This window comes from Pseudarthrobacter oxydans (genome assembly GCF_034258515.1).
GTDB lineage: Bacteria > Actinomycetota > Actinomycetes > Actinomycetales > Micrococcaceae > Arthrobacter.
Genome location: NZ_CP139438.1, coordinates 3,867,199 through 3,884,012, shown reverse-complemented (window position 1 = coordinate 3,884,012; position 16,814 = coordinate 3,867,199). Strand labels below are relative to the sequence as shown.

At 58.7% G+C, this 16,814-nt stretch carries 8 protein-coding genes; 6 read left to right on the top strand and 2 right to left on the bottom strand.

Features of this window, described 5'->3' with window-relative positions:
• Nucleotides 1-143: 143 nt before the first annotated feature.
• The gene (locus SMD14_RS17685; RefSeq protein WP_321214506.1) at nt 144-881 is read right to left on the bottom strand and encodes an NYN domain-containing protein; all 738 of its coding nucleotides are present in this window, start codon (nt 879-881) and stop codon (nt 144-146) included.
• 1,589 nt (nt 882-2,470) lie between these two features.
• Nucleotides 2,471-2,854: a hypothetical protein gene (locus SMD14_RS17680; protein WP_321214505.1), complete on the bottom strand. Its 384-nt coding sequence runs from the start codon at nt 2,852-2,854 to the stop codon at nt 2,471-2,473.
• 183 nt (nt 2,855-3,037) lie between these two features.
• Here SMD14_RS17680 and SMD14_RS17675 point away from each other — a divergent pair, with 183 nt between their 5' ends.
• From SMD14_RS17675 to SMD14_RS17650, 6 genes are all read left to right on the top strand, one after another.
• Nucleotides 3,038-3,796 carry a hypothetical protein gene (locus tag SMD14_RS17675; RefSeq protein WP_321214504.1) on the top strand — a complete coding sequence of 253 codons (759 nt, stop codon included), beginning with the start codon at nt 3,038-3,040 and terminating at the stop codon, nt 3,794-3,796.
• Between the two features lie 238 nt (nt 3,797-4,034).
• Nucleotides 4,035-5,378: a Shedu immune nuclease family protein gene (locus SMD14_RS17670; RefSeq protein WP_321214503.1), complete on the top strand. Its 1,344-nt coding sequence runs from the start codon at nt 4,035-4,037 to the stop codon at nt 5,376-5,378.
• A 393-nt stretch (nt 5,379-5,771) separates the two neighbouring features.
• Complete coding sequence (locus tag SMD14_RS17665) at nt 5,772-9,533, top strand: hypothetical protein (RefSeq protein ID WP_321214502.1); 3,762 nt, start codon at nt 5,772-5,774, stop codon at nt 9,531-9,533.
• Nucleotides 9,534-10,112: 579 nt separating this feature from the next.
• Nucleotides 10,113-14,075, top strand: a complete 3,963-nt coding sequence (locus tag SMD14_RS17660) for a helix-turn-helix domain-containing protein (protein ID WP_321214501.1) — start codon at nt 10,113-10,115, stop codon at nt 14,073-14,075.
• Between the two features lie 367 nt (nt 14,076-14,442).
• On the top strand, nt 14,443-14,931 hold the full coding sequence (locus tag SMD14_RS17655) for a hypothetical protein (RefSeq protein WP_321214500.1): 489 nt from the start codon (nt 14,443-14,445) through the stop codon (nt 14,929-14,931).
• A gap of 403 nt (nt 14,932-15,334) precedes the next feature.
• Entirely contained in the window at nt 15,335-16,678 is a 1,344-nt protein-coding gene (locus tag SMD14_RS17650) for a hypothetical protein (RefSeq protein ID WP_321214499.1), read from the top strand.
• The last annotated feature ends 136 nt before the right edge of the window (nt 16,679-16,814 follow it).

The window sequence follows — 16,814 nt, the reverse complement described above, 5'->3', positions numbered from 1 at the left end:
ACACATTGTTGAGACGGTCTTGTTTCTTGGAACTGTTGCGAGCTTGGGGGCATCGAGTACATCAGCACGTCTGCTTGTACTGTTTTACGAAAGGATCCTTTTCGGAGACGACGAGGAGTGGGCGAACGTGGGCAGCAGCGGCGTTACGTGGTCGTGCGAAGTGCGGTGCGCTTGTCTCGCACCATTACTCGTAGATTCTCTCGTTGAAGCTCGAACAAACCGATTCCCTCGATGAGGTCACTTAGCTTTCGGTATCCGTAGTTGCGCGGGTCCAAAGACGCCTGATTGCTGATGTGGCCTCCCACTGAGGACAGGTGCGCCCATCCATCATCCCCACTGGCTGCTTCGACAGCGTTCCGCACTAGCAGTACAAGGCGGGTATCGCTTCGGAGCTTCTTCGGGTCGACCGCATCTCCCCGTGAGGCATCCGAGCTTACCGGCGGTTGCCCTAGTCCCTCGACGTAGGTGAACAGTGAACAAGCATTGACGAACGGTTCCGGCGTTTTCCTCTCCCCGAACCCATACACCTTCAACCCGTCCGACAGGATCCGCATGACCAGTGGAGTGAAGTCCGCGTCACTGGACACCAGGGCGAACCCGTCAACCGAACCCGCCTGAAGCAGATCCATCGCATCAATCACCATCGCCATATCGGATGCGTTCTTACCAGTGCTGTAGGCGAACTGCTGCATAGGACGAATCGCGTAGGGGTGAAGCGAGGCTTCCCACTGCTTAAGATGAGCGCTCTTCCAGTCTCCGTAAGCACGCCGCACGTTAGCGACACCATGCTTGGCGACCTCAGCGAGGACGACGTCGACCTTAGACGCCGGCGCGTTATCAGCATCGATGAGCAGAGCAATGCGCTTTTCGTCAGAGTTCACTCGTTGAGGATGTCGGCAGAAGCCAATACAAGTCAATCTCGTGACTGAGGGACTGCTGCACGTATAGGGCACCCCTACGTGCATCTTCAGCGCGCGCGGTAAACGTACAGCAGCCCTAGGCGTCCGCCTGAGTTGAATTTGCGACCTGGGGTGTACGCTGGGCGACCCGCTTACGGGCGCTTGTCCGGGCAGGACGCCGCCGGCCTGAGTGCGCGCATTTTCCATGACTTACCTCGACTGAACGTTATGCAATACCACTGAGATCAGCGACTATGAGGTGTATGAACCTGCCGACTCAGTGCCCAAGCCGTATGACGACACGCGAGCAAGAGATGAGCGTCCTCTGATGGTCTGGAAGTTCCTTCGCGGGCTCGCAGACGCAGTGACAAGCTCCGACAGTGGCCGACCCATTGACGACGACAATCCCCACCGTGCCAAACCGGGAATTTATTGGCACTGGCGGTGCGAGTGCGGCGGCAACTCTCGAGGCGGGGATTCGTTTAAGGCAGATGCAGAGCAGAACGCGCAGCGGCATCAGTGGAATAAAGGCCTGCCTCATCCTATGCCTGACGTGTACTCGACCGATTCCGCCTGATCGTCCCAGTGGTTTGCTGCCAATGCCCATTGATCATTGGGGCTACTGTCAGCTCCCCTGCCCCAGTGCAGGATCCCCTTGGAGATCGACCCGTGCGCCAAATAGTGCTGTGAAAACGCGGCCATTCATGGTTGAAAGTCACAGGCCTGGCCCTTCGAAGGCGTGGTGGAGGTGAACTTCCCCGTCATGGAAGGATATGGCAGAGGTCATGAGGCGAGGAGCGGTTGTGAGCAGCACACACGAAAAAGCCGAGGCCGACCACGAGGCGCGAAAACAACGTGAGCCGCTCGCGCTTGCTGATCCGCAAAGCCACCGTGACGACGGTTCACCTGTCGCTGGTGACGGTCAGGTATATGTAACGCGAACAGGGAAAAGGTTCCACCCTCAATGGTGTTCCATCATGGCCGCCCACTGGCGGGACAACCATGGAGGCATCTACGTGACCATGATGGCTGATGTAGGCATGCGACAACGCTGTCCACAATGCGACAGGGCCCCCAAGATGAAAGCCGGCCAGGCTGCGCGAAAGCAGCCACTTGTTCGTGTTGACCCACTAAGCCACCGTGACGACGGTGCACCTGTGGCAGGTGAAGGGCAGGCGTACGTCACGCGAACAGGGAAACTGTTCCACACTCAGTGGTGCCCGATCATGGCCGCCCACTGGCGAGACTCCAAGGGAGGCGTCTACGTGACCATGATGGCTGATGTGGACCCGCGGGGACGCTGTACACAATGCGACACTGACCCCGAAGTGATGGAGCACTTCAAATTCGAGCGGGGGGAGTGGGTGCGACTCAACGAAGAGTTGGATCGGCTGGGCCGGATCATAGCGCGCACCCTCGTGGCGAAAGGACCGGAAGGGGTCAACCAACTGGGGCCACACGTGATCCGATTCAGGGAAACTGAGGCGGACCTAAAAAGCTGTCCCGCCGTGTCGCAGGCGTCTTCCCGGACTCGTACAAAGCTCCGAACTGGTAGATTCTGGGAACAGCAATTAGGACTCTTCGCCCAGCATTCCCACGTACGCCCGGGGTGACTTATCCGGGCGGGGTAACTCATCGCCTGGCCGGAGCTCTGCAGCTGAAAGTGCATACGCCACATGGATGCCCTCATGTTTGAGGCCCAAGAGGAATTTTCCGCCCGGTTTTGCCGTGCCCTCGTTAAGCACGAACACGACTGTCAGGGCACCGCTGTCGTTCGTGATGCTGTCGAACTTCCCAATGGGCTTTCCCTGCAGGTCCTTCACATCGACATACTTGCGCGCAATGAACTTGTCACTCAGTCGGGTCCTCGCCTTTCCGGCTAGGGTGACTTTTCGGCCGTCCTGGTGCGTCGTGTGCACTGGGACCCACTTGAGTTTCTGGGGCTTCCTCGGCATTGCCTTCTCCTTATCCTCCCGATCATATGAGCACATTCAGCTCTCAAGTATTTGAGCAACGCCTTCGCAGCCTTTGTCGCCGGGCGGCGGGACTTCTCATGGCGATAAGGGTTACTTCATTAAAATCGGCCTGTTTTGGTGCCGTGTGGCACTCTCACAAATGCCTCAAGGTAGCCTGCATGCATGCCACTATCTGAACGCACCGAAGCGATCATTAGCACACGCGCTGCCGCATACGGCCACGGAGCACTTACGCGCCTGCTGAAGTATGCAAACCTAGGCAAGAACGACCCTGGCAAGGACAAACCCGGCGGGAGCTGGAACAACCTAGACACCCGAGTCAGCACGGCCCTCGGCAAGAATCCAAGCGCGGAGTCGCTCATTGCCCTGGGGACGAAAATATTAAACGACACGGCAAAGGGCGAGGACGAACCCGAATGGGTAGCTGAGCTCCGCTCAAGTTTCCTAGAAGACGGCTACAGCCTCAGTTTCGACGAGGGCAAATGGTCGATCAGCCCGGTAGGAGCTGAAGAGATTCCTTTACCGCCGCAGGTCTCAGACTTGGAAGCAGCACTAATAGCTAGTGGGTTTGCCATATCGGCGAATCACTACCAGCAGGCATTTTCGGCGTTCAAGCGACAGGACTGGGAGGCCTGCAACTCGGCCACGCGCTCAACCGTGGAGGGTTTCTTTGTCGAAGTCGCAAAGACTAAGGCAGGCTTCATCCCCAGACCAGGACATGGCGAAGGAGGCAATGCCATACAAGCGCTAGCTAACTCTGGGTTGTTCGAGCCCGGCGAAAATGACTACATTAAGGGTTTCTGGAAAATGAGCCACACGAACGGTTCACATCCAGGTCTCAGCAGCCAGCAAGAGGCCCTGTTCAGATTCAGCGCTGCTACCTCAGCACTGACATTCTTCCTTCATCGCTGGAAGCCATAGCTCCCAGAAACGGCATCGACTTAGGGCAGTAATGCTTTCTCCTTCTCGAGTACCCCGTCGATAGAGGAGGATGCAGCCGCTCTCTGATTCCCCATCTACTCGTAGCCGTACCAAAAGTTGCAGCTGTGACGGTTGATTGCGCCGCAAGTTTTGGGACAACATCCGGGACGGTTGGATTACGCAGGATCTAACCGGTCCGGTCCGCAGGGGACTGTTTGACCAGGGTGTCCCAGTTCCAATGAAGTGGGACACCTATAGCGGCCGTAAAAGACTTGCCGCGCACGGTCTCGTTTACCGGGCGCTGGTCCGAGGCAGGGAGGCTAGTCTGAGGGCAGTCGAGATTGCAATGGGGGTCACTGTGTCCGGAGAAGAGTCGGAGTTCGCTTCCTCGTCGTATGAGCCGGAAACGGAAACGGAGTACGCGCAAGCCAGGGTGCCTGGTCGCTTGTACACGTCCAAGACATTCGCTAATCGCAACCCAAACTCGGCCGACTACGGTCAACCGAGCCGCTTTGTCTATCAAGTCCTCGACGACGATGGCCGGTCCTCATCACTGCAACGCCAAGGTGAAGAGTGGGTGGTCACCCCAATTAATGGCACCCGCTCCCAGATCAAGGTCCTGATATCTAGAGAAAAGGGCTCCCTTGTGGACCTCTGGATCCAACGTGTGCCGGCGGCCGGGTCCGGAACGGTGGTCAAGGAGGTCCTCCGAGTCCGGCGGGAAGATGCCATTCGGTTGGCTGAGTTCTTTCGCCGACTGATGCTCATTGAACCCGACGGCGCCGACACTGGTATCAAACTCGACGAAGAGACTCTCTCCGCGTTACTGAACAACCCCGAATCAGCCAGCCGTATGTACGAGTCGCAGGCGCCAGCACTTCGGGCTTTGATTGCCGATGATGAACAGGCACAGGATGTCGTTGCCCTTGCTGGTCGGCGTGCCGCCCTCGAACGCTTTCGAAAGATGCTTGACGACGACGGTTTCTTCGATTCTCAGGTTGAGGAGAACAAGGGCAAAGAAGCGGTGTGGCAGAGGTTCTTCGAGACAAACCCCTGGATCCTGGGCGTTGGTCTCGGTACACAGCTCTTCACGTCGTGGTCAGAAGAAAAGCTTGAGCAAATTGTGAAAGGTCATTCCATCGCAGGGGACGGAAAGCGCGCAGATGCCGTGCTCCGCACCAGTGGACTTATCCAATCCATGGTGTTCGCGGAGATAAAGCACCACCGGACGGCCCTTTTGAAGGACGAATATCGCCCGAGCGTTTGGTCTATGTCAAAGGAACTCGCGGGCGGTATCAGCCAAGCACAAGTGACAGTCCACCAGGCTGTCGCAAATGTCGGAGAAAGAGTGGCTCGGCGTGGTGATGATGGCTTCGAAACGGCCGACCTGACTTACTTGATACGGCCACGTTCCTTCTTAATTATCGGAAAGCTATCCGAGTTCAAGAACGATCAGGGTCAACACCATCCTGAGAAGATCCGTTCGTTTGAACTAGCACGGCGTCACCTTCAAGAACCTGAAGTCGTGACATTCGATGAGCTTTTGGCAAGGGCGGAATGGATAGTGAGTAATTCTGCCTGAACTAGATCTTCTTTTCAGACGTGAAACCTGAGCAGCCGAAATAACCAGGTCAGCGAACAGAGCCAACGCGACAGAGACAGACTCCGGACGATGAACAGTCCTTTGCGACGGCTGGAATGAACCGGAACTGGCTTGATGGACTCAATACTCATGGTTCCCCCTCTGCGTCGACCGGCGCGTCCGCACTTAAAAACAAGAGGGGACATGATCCGGGGAAACCGGACAGCGTGAACCGTCAGTTTTTCAAACGCCGGATAGCGTCACGGGTCTTGATCTGCGGGCCGCGGTCCTCCTGCCACCGTTGGCAGCGACGGGCGAGAGACTGCCTGCTTCCCGTTCGCCTTGACAGGGTGTTCGACCTGTTCGTGGCAGATCACCCATAGGATTCCTTGCATGGAGGAAACTAATCTGCAGGCAAGGCGTGATCCCCCCGGAACGGAACCTCCTGCCCGTCCCGAAACGGCGGACGGTTCTGGAGAGGGTGACGCCCTTGCGGCACAGGAAGAGCAAACCCTGGTTGGGCTGATTCCTTTGGTCCCGCTGCTTCTCGATGACCCACACAGCGTTTATGTGCGGCATCTGAAGAACGCGCTTACGGGGCCCGACCGCGATCTCTACCGCAACATCGCCCTGACCGGAAGCTACGGTTCTGGTAAGAGCAGTGTCCTGCAGTCCCTCGACGGACCGAAGGTCCTCAACCTGTCGCTGTCGACGCTGGGCGATGAGCCCCCGGCGGGTCAGAACGGGGCGCCTCCGGTTTCGAAGACCAACAGAATTCAGAAGGAACTCGTCAAGCAGTTGCTCTACCGTGAGGATCCTTCGGATGTCCCGGACTCCAGGTACCGGAGAATCGGGTCCTTCAAATGGGTTCGGGAAGCTGGTTTGGCCGGGTTTGTCGCGGCTGGCCTGGTGCTGCTTGGGTATCTCACACGCTTCACGGATCGTCTGGTGAACTTCGCGGGCAGCAACCCGGTCGGGCGGGTTGGCATGCACGTGGCATTGGTGGTCTTCCTGGCTCTGGTGGTCTTCTCGGCACGGAGGATTTTCCATAACAGGTTTTGGATCGAGAAGTTCGTCGCGGGCCCGGCAACGGTCACCTTGGCGAATTCCGGCAGCTACTTTGATGAGTACCTGGACGAAATCGTCTACTTTTTCGAGGCGACAGACTACGACGTCGTGGTGTTTGAGGACATCGACAGGTTCGAGGACCCACACATCTTCGAGACACTGCGCGAGTTGAACACCCTGCTGAACAACTCCAAGCAGCTGCGCCGAAAGATCCGTTTTGTTTATGCCATCAAGGACAGCATTTTCGAACAGCTTGGCGCCATGGAGCAGGATGCATCGCCGGCTGGGCCTCTCCAGGACACCGACACTTCCCATACCGTCGACCAGTCCCCTGACGTTGCCCGGGCTGAGCTTGAACGGGCCAACCGGACGAAGTTCTTCGACCTGGTCATTCCTATCGTGCCGTTCATCACCCACCGCAGCGCACGTGACCACATGACAGAGGTCCTGATGGCGTCAGACCTGGATATGGACCGGCGCCTCGTCACCCTGGTCGCTAGACACACGGCTGACATGAGGCTGATCAAGAACATCCGTAACGAGTACGTGGTCTTCCGCGAACAGCTTCTCCTGGCTGAAGGGCACTTGCCGGGTTTGAATCCGGAGGCAGTGTTCTCAATGGTCGTCTACAAGAACATTCACCTGTCCGACTTCGAGGAGATCCGCACGGGCACCAGCCAGCTGGACAGGCTCTACGGGTACAGCCGGGATCTGGTCACCGAGAACGTCAGGCTAATCGATGAGGAAACCCTCAGGCTCGAACGGAGGCTCAGCCACTTGAACGCCGCAGCGGAGGCGGCCAAAGCCTTGGGTGATCGCCTGGATCAATACATCCGCCGCGTACTGCGTCACTCAGGCATCGGTACCCCGACCGGGTTCCAGGTAAACAAGGGCACGGACACTTTCAAACCGGAGGAGCTGAGGACCACTGGCTTCTGGGAGTCCTTTACGACACAGCAGCAGCTGCTGGTCCCCATCAACTCGCAACAGCGCAAGGTATTCACCTACGAGGACGTGGTGGAGGAGCTGGGTGCGGACTTCTCACCCGAACGCTGGGAGAAGCACGAGCGTGTCAAGACTAACGCCAGGCTGGCCGCGATCCGCAAGACGAGGGCCATACTGCTGGGGGCCGACATGGCCGATCTGATGGACAGGCCGGAAACCCTGGCGGTCGATGGGCAGGCCCTGACGTTCGCGGAGCTCGCGGCCAGGAACCTGGGGTCGCCGTTGGCGCGCGAGCTCGTCGGCGCCGGGTACATTGACCGAAACTTCTCCCTGTACGCTGCCCAGTTCCTCGGGGTGTACATCAGCCTCCAGGCGATGAACTTCCTCCTGCACAACGTCCAGCCGAATCGGATGGACGTCAACTTCAGGTTCTCATCGCCGAAGGACATCGAAACGGTTCTGGACGAGGCCGGTGAATCGGTCCTCCACGACCGAAGCATCTACAACATCGCGATCATGGATTACCTGCTGTCCGGCGATGATCCTCGCTGTGAACAGGCGGTCCGGAAACTCTCCGCTCCGGGAACCGACGAGCAGATGTTCCTGAACGCCTACCTTGCCCGGGGGAACCAGCGTGAAGCCCTCTACCGACGAATGGCCAAGTATTCAGCCAGCATCTTCGACACTATCGCCAACGGCGACAGCATCTCGGATGACCTGCGCGTGCCCCTGTTCAGCGCCGCCATGTCAGGCTCCCGGCGCGATCTCTACTACACGGTGGGCGAGACGCTAGCGGCCTTCGTTGAGGATAACTACGAAGCCATGAACGTCCTGACCGTCACGCAGGACGAACCGGAACGGGCCGCCGCGGCCATCACGGTCCTGTCACTACTGGAAGTGCGGCTGAGTTCATTGGTCCCGCTGAGCCCTGAGATTCAACGCGCGGCCGTGGCCGGCGGCCTCTACGACCTCACAGTAGGAAACCTCACTACCGCTCTCGGCGGCCAGGAGGACCTCTCCCTGGACGCCATCAAAGACAAGGTCCCCAACGTCTACGGCTACGTCCTGGACCAAGCAGAACGGTATGTGCCCCTTGTCACCAACCAGCCTGCGGCCTCGCCTACAGTTGGGTCCCCGTCCCGGTTCATCGAAATCCTCCAGGACGTCGCGGAAAGCAACCGCCCCGCGGTGTGTCTGGTCGCCAGGCACGCCTCACCTAACTGCGTTGTCCAGAACATCGCGGAGATCGACAGCGGCCTCTGGCCGGTCCTGGCACAGGAGAACAGGATCACACCGACTTTCGCTAATCTCGATGCCTACGTGGAGGGGAACGGCGGCATCATTGATGAAGCCCTCGCCGTCGTTCTGCGGGCTGCGGGCAAGGTCCACGGCCACGAGGACGTGGAGGAGGAGCAGAAGGCGAAACTCGCCGTTCTCATCCTTAACTCGGGTGTAGTGCTGCCGGAGCCGGAATTGCGGGTCCGCCTGGCTGACAGCCTGGCGCTAACGAAGTACCTCAACGTCGCCCGTATCACCGCCGAGCCGGGAAAGTTCATTGGCCTCCTGATCGGCGAAGAGATCATCAACGACACGGAGCTGTCGTTCGAACCCGCCATCGCCTTTGACTGGCCCACCCGCGAGTTCGCGATCGGACAGTCCACAGCTTTCCCGGAGTACCTGGCGCCCCGGCACGTGCCGTCCGAAGATCTCGGACTGCTGCTAACCAGCAAAACTGTTCCTGCGGAGGTGAAGACCGCCGTGGTCAAGAGGCTCGCCGAATTCGGTCCAGGAGCGTCCCGCTCGGCCCTTTCAGAGGCAGCCAGCTACGCGAGGACGACGGGAATCACCTTGGATGAAGCAGCGTTCCGTGTCCTGGCTGAAGGAAAGGCAGACCCTGCGACCGTTGTGGCCTTGCTCGAACCCTGCCTTGAAACATTTGGCTATGACGCCGTCAAAGAAATCGTGGTGTTGATGGGACGGCCGTATTCGAGTCTTGCCCTCCGTGTCGGCCAACATGTGGTGCTCCCCAGGAACCAGGAGCATCTGGCCCTCGCAAGGTTCTTCGAAGCCCACGGGCAAGCAGCATCAGACAACTGGGACAAGGAAAAGCCTGAACTGAGGGTCTACATGAAGAGAAACTGACTGGCGCAGGACCGCCTGGGACCCTCAGGCAACGGTCAGCCATCGGATTTCGTTTTGTGAGAAAGCGCCCAGTTTTGAACTGTGCGGAGGGGTCTCTCTGGCAGCGCTGGGCGCTTCCATCACTGCCTACCGCGCCATCTCCAAGGTCCGGAAGGACGAGGAAACCTAGTAGACCCGGCGCAGGCCGGGCCGCCCGCCTAACAGGGCCGGACCGGCCCTACCCGGCCGGTTCGATGCCGGGTGCTGTGTCCTCATCCCGTACGTGGCGCAGCAAGGCCGCCATACTGCGCACGGCCGCGGGGTCTTTGCCGGGGCTTGCCGGCGGGTACAGGCGTGAAGGCCTGTTCACGCCGGAACCTTTAGCCGCTTCGGCATGTTCTGCCCAAGCCTGCTGGAGTTCCGCCGGCTCTCCAAGCGTCAGCGGTACCTCCGCCTGCGGCTCAACGACGGCTGTTGAACCAGCCGTGTCACCCGCCGCTGTCTTTCTCCTGAAAAGGCTTCTTAGTCCCATACCCCTGCCCTCCGAAACGGAAGTTCGCGGAAAAGTCTACAAAGTCCACAATGTGCTACTCTTTTGGTATGAAAAGTGAAGGTGAAAGCAGTCCATTTCTAAATGTGCGGGAAACCGCCGCCTTGCTCGGTGTGCATGAGAACACCGTCAGGAACTGGGTGAGAGGGGGCACGTTGATTTCAGCCCGTCTGCCGGACTCATCGCAGCATCGTTTCGCCCGAACAGAGGTCGAGCGTCTTCTCAAGAAACGCGGCGAAAGCACGTCATCAGTAGCCCCTGCCCTTCGGGCCGACGGGCCAGAGCTGATCAGCGCTAATGAACTAGAAAGTTGGGCAGCACGGGATGATGCCAAAGGAGCCTTTCCTGAATTGATCCGTCGCCTTTTAGCTGTGACCCCTGGCATCACCAACGTCGACGTGCGGTCGCACGAAGGTGGTGCCGCGCCCGGATGGGATGGAACCGCGACATCCACCGGAAGCACATATCTCCCCTCCGGTGAGCTGCGTTTCGAGTTCGGAACTGAAGCCAACCCGAAGGGCAAGGCGCAGAGGGACTACGACAAGCGCATAGAGTCACTCCCTAACGACGCGGACTCAGTATTCGTGTTCGCGACCCCCCGCAACTGGGCAGGAGCGAAGAAGTGGGCAAGCGATCGAGTAGCCGAATCTAAGTTCGCCGGCGTTGTGGCCCTCGATGCACACCGCCTTGAGGGATGGCTGGAAGCATCTCCTTCGGTGCACTACTGGATTTCCGAGCGCCTCGGGTACCGGCCTCGCGACGCGCAGACCATCGAACGGTGGTGGAACTCGTTTCAGGGGCGCATCCAGATCGCGCTTTCGCCGGAGTTCTTCGTCGCCGGGCGTTCAGCCGCAGCCGATGAGTTGCGTGCCGCGCTGACGGGAGCAGCGCAGGCCGATGCGATCGTGACGCTGGCCGCTCACTGGCAGGACGACGCTCTGGCCTTCCTCTTCTCAGCATTGGCGTCGCATGAAGAGCTTCTTTACCGCACCGTCGTAGTGACTGATAAAGCCGCGTGGCAGCGGTTGGTCGAGTCGCGGGTTCCCTTGATCCTTGTGCCGTTATTCGAGGGCGAGCCAGACCTTGCGGCGACGGTGAATGGCGGACACCGTGTCGTCCTACTCGCCGAGGCTGACGACGTCGTTCGCAGTGGTAAAAGAATCGAGCTCCGAAAGATCGATCGAGTTTCCGCTCGCGAGGCTCTGAAGGCAGTAGTTTCCGATTTAGACAATGCGGAAGCCATGGTGGCCCTAGCCCGTCGGAGTATGGCCGCGTTCATCCGTTCTATTTCAGTTGAGCCACGCTTCCGCAAGCCAGACTGGGCAGTTAAGCCTGAGTCCGCTGGCGTTCTGGCGCCCCTGGTATTGGCCGGATCGTGGTCAGGCTACGAAAAGGACCTCCTCGCCCTGGAGAAGTTGACTGGGCGGGCACGGGACGAGATAGAGCGACTCCTCACGAGCCTGGCCGGCCGTAGTGATGCCCCTTTTGTCCGCTCGGGAGGTACGTGGAGGTTGACATCGCCAGTAGAGGCGGCCTTGCTCCTCTTGCCTTCGTTGACGACCGGCGACATGGCCCGCTGGGCTGAAGTGGTTGCGCAGGTCCTGCTGGAACCCGATCCCTTTCAAGGCATGGACACTGTTAGCCGAATGACAGCGAGTGCGCAGGGCACGAAGCCGGGATATTCGGAGATCTTGAAGAAGGGGCTCGCGAACGGTATGGCGCTTTCGGCTGCGAGCGAGGGCGAACTTCCACCGCACCTGGGAATGCAAAGTCGGGTGGATAAGATCGTCCGCGGGTTGCTTACAGCCGCAAACGACGATGCCACCGGCGAGACCTGGGCGCGGCTGGCAGATTCCTTGCCTGCGTTGGCCGAAGCGTCGCCGGAGGTGTTCCTGGACGCCGTCGAGCTCGGCCTTGAGCAACCGCAGCCTGTCCTCCGCACAATGTTCAGGGATCAAGCGCAGGACGTCCTTTTCGGCCCGTCATCGCCTCACCCGAGTCTTTTGTGGGCAATTGAAACGCTTTGCTGGTCGCCCTCGTATTTTGGCCGCGCGGCGCTTCTGCTCGGTCAGCTTTCCTTGATCGACCCGGGAGGCCGGCTCAGCAACCGTCCGATCGTGAGTCTTCAGACCGTTGTAACTGGCTGGCTTCCTCAGAGCGGGGCTACGGTTGATGACAAACTCGCGGTAGTCCAGCGGATTCTTCAGCGCGAGCCAAACGTTGGCTGGAAGCTCCTCATGGGGGTGTGGCCTGAGAACCACGCGACCGCATTTCCCCCTCACGCGCCTGCCTTCCGCGATTGGAATCCAGTCAAGCAAACAGTGACCTACGCAGACTGGGGTCATTTCGTCCACAGGCTTGTTGTCATGGCCATGGGTGTCATCGGAACTGACACGGAACGGTGGCTGGAGTTGCTTCCCAAGATCGCTATGCTGCCCATCGATGAACGGGGTGTTGTTATCCAAAAGCTTCGTGAGGCTGTTGGTGCCGACACTTGGAAGGAGGAAGAACGGTATGCGATGTGGGAAGCATTGAACAGCGAGGCAGACAAACACGAGGAGTATGCCGAGGCCGAGTGGGCAATGTCCACCGACGATGTCGCACTTCTTCGTGCCGTTGCTGATGACCTGACACCTGATCATGACGCCCGCCGTTTCTCGAATCTCTTTGACTGGCGCCCGCGTATCCCTAACTACAAGTGGGGAGAAGAAGGATACGACGTCGAACTCGCCCGCTTACAAAATCAGGCCCTCGAGGAGGTCCTCACACTCGGCCCGGAAGCGTTGGCTACGTTGACACTTGATGTGAAAACGCCGCACATCATTGGTCGCTTTCTCGCGGCAAGGCGTGACGTCCCCGAGCAGGCGATCCTCGGTTGGATCAGCCGTCAGGAAGAAAACCTACGACATGCGGCTTTGACCTTCGCCGGCGACAAAATCCACGTTGAAGGCTTCTCCTGGGTCAAGGCTGCGCTTGCCAGCACTGCTTTGAAAGAGCCGGAATCACAGGAAAGACTCATGGCTGCCGTCCCGTTCGCGAAACAATACTGGACTGAGATTGCCACCCTCGGAATGGAACTCGAGGCAGCATATTGGAGCCGAGCGCAACATCGTTACGCCGCCCCCGAGGAACGCGCAGAAGCGATTGATCTGCTCGTCAAGCACGGTCGTCTATGGGAAGCAGTAGCGCTCCTCAGCGACATGCTCCACGCCAACGGCGAACCGAGCGCTGGCCTCGTCAAGGCTGTCCTCAACGCGCTCCTCAACGGACCCGGTCCCGTCCACGACACGACCATGAACAGCTACTACCTCGGCAATGTCCTGAAATACATGGAGCAGCACTTTCCCGACGACACGGAGCTCCCAGTCTACGAGTTCACCTTTTTTGAACTGTTACATGATCACCATCCGTCAGCTGCGCTCTACCGCGCGCTGGGAACGGACCCAAGCGACTTCGTAAGAATGATCAGCGCTCTATACCGTGGCGATGATGAACCAAAACGGTCCCTGACCGCTCAGGAGAAAGCGTTCGCCCATCGGTCCTTCACCGTTCTTCAGCATTGGCATACCCTTCCAGGTCTCGCCGAGGATGGCACCATTGACAGTTCCCAGTTGACTGCTTGGGTGAGGGGCGCCCGCCTCGCCTTCTCTGACAGTCAGCGCGTAGCAATCGGCGATGAACAGATCGGTCAGATCCTCGCGTCAAGTCCTGTCGGCACTGACGGCGTTTGGCCTGCGGAACCGGTCCGAGAGATCATCGAGAACATTGGTAACGCCCGGCTCGACGCGGGAGTGCACATGGGCAAGATCAACAAGCGTGGCGCTACCACTCGAGGGGTTTTTGATGGGGGAGATCAGGAACGCGAACTCGAAAAGCAGTACCGAGAGATGGCGGTAAAGATTTCTACCAGATGGCCGCGCACTGCCCGGGTGCTACGCGGCATCGCGGAGAGCTATCAGCAGGATGCTCGTCACCATGATTCCCAGGCCGAGAGAATGAGTGACGACGGATAAACAGATGAAGTGGTGGCCGGCGCCGCTGTGGCAGGGTCTAACAGTCAGGACAGAGCACAAAAGGCACAGGACGAAACCGCCCTACGATTCAGCCCAACGGCGCCAGCAGCTCTCCGAAAGCCTCGGAGGAAACGGCGACCGCGAAGCGGTGAACTCCCGCCTCTTAGCAGACAAGCACCAGGGCACGCCGGCGACGGCCGCTATGGCGCAGCCTTGTAGAAGAGACGGATTGTGCGGGCATTCGCATGGAGGCCCTCACTTGCCAGCGTCCAAAAATGGTCGGGCAGGGCGGCAATGGTAAAACTCTCGAACGAGGGGGACTTGAGCGCTCACGGAGAGATCGACGGAGAGGTACCTAAGAGGAGATATGAACGAATTCCACACTCTGCTGGCCCAAGTCATCCCGGTTCTTCTGCTCGCGGCTGCCTTTGAATCGAAATGGCTGCAGCGGATACCAAGTCGGTATGGCGGAGGACTCGATCAGGATAGTCCAGGACAGCGTGTGCATTCTGATACCAATCCATTTCAACCGGTAGGGCAGTTCCTGCTGGTGGCGTATATCGGAGTCGGGGAGGCCCTCGCGCTGTTTGCCGTATTCACTGGTTCTAGTCAAACCTGGCAGAACGCTTGGGTTCTGTTGGCTGGCATCCTCTCCTTGCTCCTGGTCATCGCACCGCTTATGGCGCTGCACTGGCGGGACACTATTGCCGCGTTCCGTCAGGGTTTTGACTGGTCGTTAGTAGTCACCCACGTAGTTGTCGTTGCGGGATTAGTCACCATCACGGCGTTCATCATGGTTGCTCTTGCTTCTATAGGGGGAGTGGATGATGCGGCCAAGGTTCGAGTCCAGCTCTAGTTGTTTCAAGGATCAGGAGAGCAAGATTGAAGCCGTCGCCGAAGAGGAAAATTTAGTTCTTGCGGGCCCCTCAAGGTGATTGGGCCCCTTGCCGCGGCCTGCCCTGGAGTCCTCGACGGCCAAGGTCATTACGCCCACGGCCCCTGGGGGCTAGAAGCTTTCGTGCGCGGTTGGCGTGCGCGCTAAGCTCAAAGTTGTGATTAGCCAGCCGAGGCAAGCCGTGGGAACCGGCGCCAGCCGTGTGCAGTATGGGCCAAAGCGCGCCGCGCGGTTCCTCCTTAACTCTGGAAGCAAGACGCGCCAAAAAGCCGCGCTCGAAAGACCTTTGGGTAGACCGGTGCTGTCTAGAGGACAATGTCTTGCTGCGCTGTTCCTAGACTCCAAGAGCTGGGTACACAGGCGCGTGGACGCCCTGACGCTGGGTTCAGAGGGCACAACCCGTCGAGCAATTTCCTTCGATGTCGAAGTTCCGGTCGAGTACAGGATTGACGGGTCTGAGGAGCGCGTCCTCGTACCTTTGGCCCTAATTGAAAAAGGCACCCTCCGCAAGGTGAGTACAGAGGATCCAGCTGGCCACCCGCTGCCGGTTTTCGGCGCTTGGAAAAATACGAGATTGGCAGTGGAGATGTTGGAGGCATTGGTCCCCGACTTTTCCCAGGATTCCACCTCCTCTCGTATACAGCAAGACGTTCTCCAGGACATCGTTTTCGCCCCTGCCCCAGAAACAGGTGAGGATAATGAGGAAAAGCGCAGAGCTGCGAGTGAAAACTTTATCAAGTGGTTACAGGCACTTCAGCAAGCACCGGAAAATTCGGGTAGAACCGCCTATCTAGAAACTTTCGGCCGGCTTGCCCTAAGCTTTCTTGACCACTTCCTCCTCGTAGTGGAGGTTAAAGAGGATTTTGTTGGGACGCGCTGCGTGCTTAAATTCGCGTACGACAGTGATCTCCCCATCCTCGATGAGGGTAACTACGTCGCCGCGACCAGGATGATAATTCCGGACATTGGATTTGCTCGCAGCCAGCACATAGAGGTCACGGTCCCCACAGGCTTGTGTGCCCGCGAGTTGCGAGTCGTCGACTTAGTCGACGATGGAGCGCTTGATACAAAGGTTGATACGCCCGAAGGAGAGCGGTCCACTGCACACGTCGCGTTGGCTGCGGCCGAACGAACGTCAGTGGGAGAGGTTCTCATCGAGATGATTCCCGCCGGTCCCGGTATCCATAGCTTCACGCGGCTGGGGCTAGCAGTTGTCAGTGGATTGGTTGCCGTAGGACTTGCCGAAAAATGGGACTGGGTCGCTGTTGTGACCCAAGAGTTCAAGGTCCCCTCGCAATCGGCATCTGTGCTCCTAATAGGGCCAGCGCTCTTCCTATCCTGGATGGCTAGGTCTCCGGAGCATGACGCAGTGGCCCTGCTGCTCAAGCCCCTAAGACTTGTCCTTATGTACTGCACGATAGTGCTGCTAGTGCTCGCCACAGCCGCTGCTGTCCCGCTTACTCCTGAGGCTTGGGAGATCGCATGGGAAGCAGCTTTTGGTGGGACGCTGCTTGCGGTCGTCAGCTACTTCGCCTATTTGTGGAATGCCCCGAGAGCTATAGCTCGTGGCGCAACATTGGTCATAGCCGGGTTCAAGGCAGCGTCGTCATGCCTGAAAAACGGTGCCAACCAGATAAAACGCTTCCTAAAGCGTAAGAAGCAGAAAGGCCGTAGACTGGCCAAACGAAGGCTAAGGAGGCAGTTGTGAGCACGTCGTTGTGGCGCAAGAGATTGCGGAAAGCGCGCGTTAACGAGAGCCCTGAGGATGCACTCAAAAGAATTCGCCGAGCCGAGAACTTTGTGGATTTGGGCGGCGGCGCTTTGCTGGTTCCTGTTAGTAAGAA

Bases quoted from the DNA above. Each gene is read 5' to 3' on its own strand.
- SMD14_RS17670 (WP_321214503.1), top strand. From the start codon at position 4,035: ATGAAGTGGGACACCTATAGCGGCCGTAAAAGACTTGCCGCGCACGGT.
- SMD14_RS17665 (WP_321214502.1), top strand. From the start codon at position 5,772: ATGGAGGAAACTAATCTGCAGGCAAGGCGTGATCCCCCCGGAACGGAA.
- SMD14_RS17680 (WP_321214505.1), bottom strand. From the start codon at position 2,854: ATGCCGAGGAAGCCCCAGAAACTCAAGTGGGTCCCAGTGCACACGACG.
- SMD14_RS17655 (WP_321214500.1), top strand. From the start codon at position 14,443: ATGAACGAATTCCACACTCTGCTGGCCCAAGTCATCCCGGTTCTTCTG.
- SMD14_RS17660 (WP_321214501.1), top strand. From the start codon at position 10,113: ATGAAAAGTGAAGGTGAAAGCAGTCCATTTCTAAATGTGCGGGAAACC.
- SMD14_RS17675 (WP_321214504.1), top strand. From the start codon at position 3,038: ATGCCACTATCTGAACGCACCGAAGCGATCATTAGCACACGCGCTGCC.